This window comes from Mycobacterium sp. TH-M25, from assembly GCF_057473665.1.
The window spans coordinates 1-5,869 of the sequence record NZ_JBYCLA010000178.1 but is presented as its reverse complement, the minus strand read 5'-3'; the positions used below and the strand labels follow the sequence as shown (position 1 = coordinate 5,869).

Genomic DNA, 5,869 nt, shown 5'->3' with positions numbered 1-5,869 from the left:
TCGATGACGACCGCCACTTCCGTCCCGCGGATACTGACAGCAGTCCGGCCCGGCGCTACCGCCGCGACCCCTAGGCCGTCGTTGGCATCGTCGCCCGGCAGCTAGATCGCGGGCGCGGTCAATGCCAAGAACGCGCCGAGTTCGACCAGGCTGCCCGGCGCCGGCGGCAGGTAGTCGGTCAACGCGTCGGCCCGCACGATCACGGCCGCGTACTGCGCGCGACTGATCGCCACATTCAACCGATTGCGGTTGAGCAGGAACGGAATTCCGCGCGGGATGTCGTCGACGGACGAGGCTGTCATCGACACGATCGCCACCGGCGCCTCGGCGCCCTGGAACTTGTCGACGGTTCCCACCCGGACGTCGCCGAGGCCGGCGGAAGCCAACTGCCGGCGCAGCAGCAGCACTTGTGCGTTGTAGGGAGCCAGCACCAGTACGTCGGTGGACGCCAATGGCCGGGTACCGTGCTCGCTTGTCCAGGCCAAGCCGACCAGCGTGTTGATCAGCTGAACGATCGCGTCCGCCTCTTCGGGACTCTCGGTCGAATTGCCTTCGTGGGCAACGCGAAGCACCTGCACCCCGGCCGGATAGCCGTGCAGGCGGCGCGCGGCGGTGAGTTCGGTGTACGGGCGCAGACGGCCCTCGTAGGACAGCGCCGACACCGGAGCGCATACGGCGGGATGCATGCGGCGTGAGCGGTGGAGGAAGTAGCCGCGCTCGGCGGGCAGCGTGCGGTGGTCTTCGATCAGCCAGCCCAGCGCGGACCCGTCGACCGGTTCGGGATGAGTGCCCTGGCTGACCTGCGGCAACTGCTGCGGATCGCCCAGCAGCAGCAGGTTGCCGGCCGACGCGGCCACCGCGATGGTGTTGGCCAGGCAGAACTGGCCGGCTTCGTCGATCACCAACAGGTCGAGGCTTTCCGGCGGGACCCGGCTGGGGTTGGCGAAGTCCCAGGCGGTGCCGCCGATCACGCATCCTGGTGTGCCGCTGATGAATGCCGGGTAGTCGTTCTCGCGGATCTGCTGCCATACCGCACCCGGACGCTCGCCCTTCTTGGCCACCCGCGCCGGGTCGATCTCGGCGTCGATGGTGCCCTGCAGCAGGTTTTCCACCACCGCATGCGACTGCGCGACCACCCCGACCCGCCAACGATGCTCGGTCACCAGTCGGGTGATGACGCGGGCCGCGGTGTAGGTCTTGCCGGTGCCGGGCGGCCCGTGCACCGCGATGTAGGACGAATCCAGGTCGAGCAGACCGGCGGTGATGTCGGCGATGAAATCGCCGCTTCGGGGAAGGTCGTCGCCGCTTCGGGTTCGTGGTCGACGGCGGAGCAGGATGTCGATCACCGCGGTGCGGGGGAGGTGTGGCAGCGTCGCCGCGATCTTTGCCGTCGCCGTCTCAATGGCCTGGCGCAGCGGCCTGGTGTTGACCGGGCTACCCGGCGTCAGCGCGAACGGGAGCTGGTGAAAAGTGTTGCCGTCGGGCGGGGTTCGTTCGCAGATCACCACCGAGGTCGGGACGGTTGGGTCGTCGAAATCGACGACCTCGGCGTGGCCGGCCGCGCGCCGGTCCGGGTTGTCGGCCAGCCCGGACGGGGCGGGCGGGTCGTAGAGCGCGAAGACGTTGTCGTCGAGCCGGCCGCGGGCCAATTCGCCGGTCAACCGAACCCGCCGCTGCAGTTTGCGGGCCCGGGGCGGCTGATGCCACTCGATGTCGACGTCCGCCTCGTTGACGATGAAAACGTCTGTCTGGTCCGCCCATTCGTCGACGGGGTAATTCAACCGGTCGAAGTGGGCCCACCAGAACGGCTTGTCCTCGCGTCGGTGGAAGCCGCGGGCCGCCGAGACCAGCGCCACGGCTGTCTGCTCGGGAGTGCGATCACCGGTCGCGGCGTCGCCGCTGAATTGCCGCAGCGCTGCTGCAAGCGGGTCGGTGGTCTCGATGACGCCTACATCGGGAACCGGTTGGGTGCCGACCGGTGTGACACTGTTCTCGAAGGCCTGGATGATCAGCCAGTCACGCAATTCGCGGGTGGATTCGCAGTCGTACTGGTTGTAGCCCTCGATTTCCTTGAGGACGGCCGCCGCCCGGTCGAGGTCGCCGCCGGAGCGCAGTTCGCTGTAGCGCGCATACTGCGTGATCGAGTCGGTGGCGGTGGTCACCTCACCCGACCGCAGCCGGGATCCCATGTACCGCGGCTCCAACGCCTTCAGGCTCAGCGACTCGCTACCCGTCCGAATGCTCTTGCGCACAATCGGATACAGGTCGACAAGCGTTCCGCTGCGCAGCAGGTCGTCGACGTCGTCTTCCCCCACGCCGTGACGACCGGCCAGCCGGAGCAGCGCCGTCTTCTCGTATGCGGCGTAGTGATAGATGTGCATGTTGGGGAAACGCTTGCGACGCTTGGCAACCAGCGCCAAGAATTCGGTGAGCGCCGTGCGCTCGTCGAGCCGGTCGTGTGCCCACAGCGGATGAAAAGCGCCCGCCCTGCCACCTTCGAGAACGCCGAACAGATACTCCAGACCCCAGTCGACTCCGTCGGCGGTCCACAGCGGGTCACCCTCGAAATCGAAGAACAGATCGCCCGCGTCGGGATCGGGGAGCAGCGTCAACGGTTGCGGGTCGGCGACCTCGAACTGTGGTGTGCCGATGTCGCGTTGGCGGATCTGTAGCCTCGCCTGGGCGACGAGTCCGGTGACCGAACGCGCGGACATGTTGGCAATCGAACCGGAGTGCCCGGCGAGGTCGGAGACGGTGATGAGGCCGGCGTCGATCAGCTTGGCGCGCTGGCTGACTCGCAGGCCCGCGACGAGGAGCAGGTCGTCGGCGGCGCGCACCTGCTCCGCGCAGACCGGGCACCGAAAGCAGGCCCGAACGCCGTCGTCGGTCCAGCGCGCCGGGGAGCCTGCGGCGTAGTGATCGTCGAGCAGGCGCTGCAGTCGCGCGCGCTGCTCGCGGTACACCGGGATCAGCTCGTCGACCTGGTAGTTGACCGCGGTGCCGTTACCGAGCATCAATTCCGCTTCGGGGTGCATTGCGGCACCGGCCTGGCGCAAGGTGTCCGCGTAGGCGGCGATCTGAAGCAGCGCAGTGACTTTCGCCGAGCGGGCCAGTTTGGTGTCGGACACCTGATACCTGCCGTCGCGCAGCACCAGAAAATCGGCGAACCCAGCGAAGTGGCCGTCGAACATCGCGGCCTGGTAGATCACCGGTACGCCCTGGTCCATCTTGCGCCGGGTCTGTGTCGCGGCCGCGGTGATGTTCTCGACGGTGAAGGGGGCGGGCCGGCCGATTACCGCGACGCCGCCGGCGTGCTCGTCGCGCAGTTGGTCGAGCCGGCGGCGTTCGTGTTCGTCACCGAGAGCCGCGGTGCGTTCCAACAGGTCGTCGGTGACCGTGACGTGTTGCCCACGACCGAGTTTGGCGTCAAAATCCCGCAGCAGGGCGTATTCACAGCGCGCCGCGGACGCGAGATCCGACGCGCTGAAGATGACACTGTCGCCAGCCATGAACACAGCAGCCACTGTAGGTGGCCGCACCGACAACTCGGGCTCAGTTGGCGATCAGCTCCACCCCGTTGCCGTTCCAGCGGAACTTCACGATGCTGGGCAGGCCGATCCCGCCGGAGTAGCTCAGCGCCACCGTGTCACCGGTGCACTGCGAGTTGTCGAGGCCATTGAAGCCGTAGGTGTCGGGCACCCCTTGGGGCGGTATCAGCTTGCCGAGATGAAACAGCACCGCGCGGGTGTTGGGGCTCTCGGCGTTGGTGTTGGCCTTGACGATGACCGCGGACAGCTGCGCGCACTCGTTGAAGTTGCCGGCCAGCGGCTCGGGGTTCCACGGCTGGTGGCTGCGCGGATCCAGCGGCAGCTCGGACACCCCGCGGGCGATCGCGGGATCGGCAAGGTTGACCGCACAGGGGTCGACGGGCCCCGGGGTGGACGACGGCGCGGCGGCCGCGGGCGGCGCTGCCGTCGGCCGTGCAGCGGCGGTGGTGTGGCTGGTGGGCTCGGGAGTCTTCGCGACGGTCGAATCCCCTGATCCGCACCCGCTCAGCGGGGCGGCGAGCAGCGCGGCGGCGGTTATCCCGATCAGCCGCATTGGTGTCCACACAACGCCGCACGGTACCTTGACCAGCCCCGTCGACGCGGCAGGCGTGGCCGAGTGGCAGTCGACCACTAAGCTTTGACTCGACATGGACTCCCCGCATGATGACACCGTGACCTTCGCCGACCTGCAGATTCACCCGTCGGTGCTGCAGGCCCTTGCCGACGTCGGCTACGAGTCGCCGTCGGCGATTCAGGCAGCGACGATTCCGGCCCTGATGGCGGGCTCGGATGTGGTCGGTCTGGCCCAGACCGGAACAGGCAAGACGGCTGCGTTCGCGGTCCCGATCCTGTCCAAGATCGACACCAGCAACAGAGCCACCCAGGCCCTGGTGTTGGCCCCGACCCGGGAGCTGGCGCTGCAGGTCGCCGAGGCGTTCAGCCGCTACGGCACCCACCTGCCGCAGGTCAACGTGCTGCCGATTTATGGCGGAGCGTCCTACACGACGCAGCTCGCCGGGCTGAAGCGCGGCGCGCAGGTGGTCGTCGGCACGCCCGGCCGCGTGATCGACCACCTCGAGCGCGGGACGCTGGACCTGTCCCACGTCGACTACCTGGTGCTCGACGAGGCCGACGAGATGCTGACGATGGGCTTCGCCGAGGAAGTCGAGCGGATCCTGGCCGAGACGCCGGAGTACAAACAGGTCGCGTTGTTCTCCGCGACCATGCCACCGGCGATCCGCAAGCTCAGCAATAAATACCTACACGACCCGACCGAGGTCAAGGTCGAGGCGAAAACCGCCACCGCTGAGAACATTGCACAGAGCTACATCCAGGTGGCCGGCCCGCGAAAAATGGACGCGCTGACCCGGGTCCTGGAGGTCGAGCCGTTCGAAGCGATGATCGTCTTTGTGCGCACCAAGCAGGCCACCGAAGAGGTCGCCGAAAAGCTGCGCGCCCGAGGCTTTTCCGCGTCTGCCATCAACGGCGACATCCCGCAGGCGGTGCGCGAGCGGACGATCACCGCGCTCAAAGAGGGCGGTGCCAGGGGCATCGACATCCTGGTCGCCACCGACGTCGCGGCCCGGGGATTGGACGTCGAGCGGATCTCGCATGTGGTCAACTACGACATTCCGCACGACAACGAGTCATATGTGCACCGCATCGGCCGGACGGGCCGGGCGGGACGGTCGGGTAACGCGCTGCTGTTCGTCTCGCCGCGTGAGCGCCACTTGCTGAAGTCCATTGAGCAGGCGACCCGGCAGAAGCTGACCGAGGCTCAACTGCCCAGCGTCGACGACGTGAACGCCCAGCGGGTGGCGAAGTTCGCCGACTCCATCACCGACAGCCTCGGCTCGCCCGGACTGGAATTGTTCCGCCGCCTGGTCGCGGATTACGAGCGCGAGCACGATGTTCCGATGGCCGACATCGCCGCGGCGCTGGCGCTGCAGTCACGCGACGGCGAAGACTTTCTGATGTCGCCGGAATCTCCCGCCGAGCGCCGGCAACGCGAGCACCAGGACCGGCCGGCCAAACCCGCTCGCAGCTTCGGCGACGGACCCACGAAGGGTCTCGCCACGTATCGCATCGCGGTCGGTAAGCGGCACAAGATCGGACCGGGAGCGATCGTCGGCGCCATCGCCAACGAGGGCGGACTGCACCGCAGCGACTTCGGCCACATCACCATCAAACCGGATTTCTCGCTCGTGGAACTGCCGGCCAAATTGCCCCGGGCGACTCTGAAAGCCCTTGAGAACACTCGTATCTCCGGTCAGCTGATCAACCTGCAACCGGATCGGGCTCCGGACAAGAACCGCCGCGGC

Annotated in this window: 3 protein-coding genes; 1 reads left to right on the top strand and 2 read right to left on the bottom strand. The window is 67.6% G+C overall.

Annotated elements, in window-relative coordinates:
- Nucleotides 1-101: 101 nt before the first annotated feature.
- Both AC2VOU_RS06050 and AC2VOU_RS06045 read right to left on the bottom strand, forming a co-directional pair.
- Nucleotides 102-3,515, bottom strand: a complete 3,414-nt coding sequence (locus AC2VOU_RS06050) for a TM0106 family RecB-like putative nuclease (RefSeq protein WP_486956553.1) — start codon at nt 3,513-3,515, stop codon at nt 102-104.
- A gap of 37 nt (nt 3,516-3,552) precedes the next feature.
- On the bottom strand, nt 3,553-4,101 hold the full coding sequence (locus tag AC2VOU_RS06045) for an LppP/LprE family lipoprotein (protein WP_486956554.1): 549 nt from the start codon (nt 4,099-4,101) through the stop codon (nt 3,553-3,555).
- A 94-nt stretch (nt 4,102-4,195) separates the two neighbouring features.
- Between AC2VOU_RS06045 and AC2VOU_RS06040 the strand changes: the two genes are divergently transcribed.
- A partial coding sequence (locus AC2VOU_RS06040) for a DEAD/DEAH box helicase (protein WP_486956552.1) occupies nt 4,196-5,869 on the top strand: 1,674 nt, incomplete at its 3' end.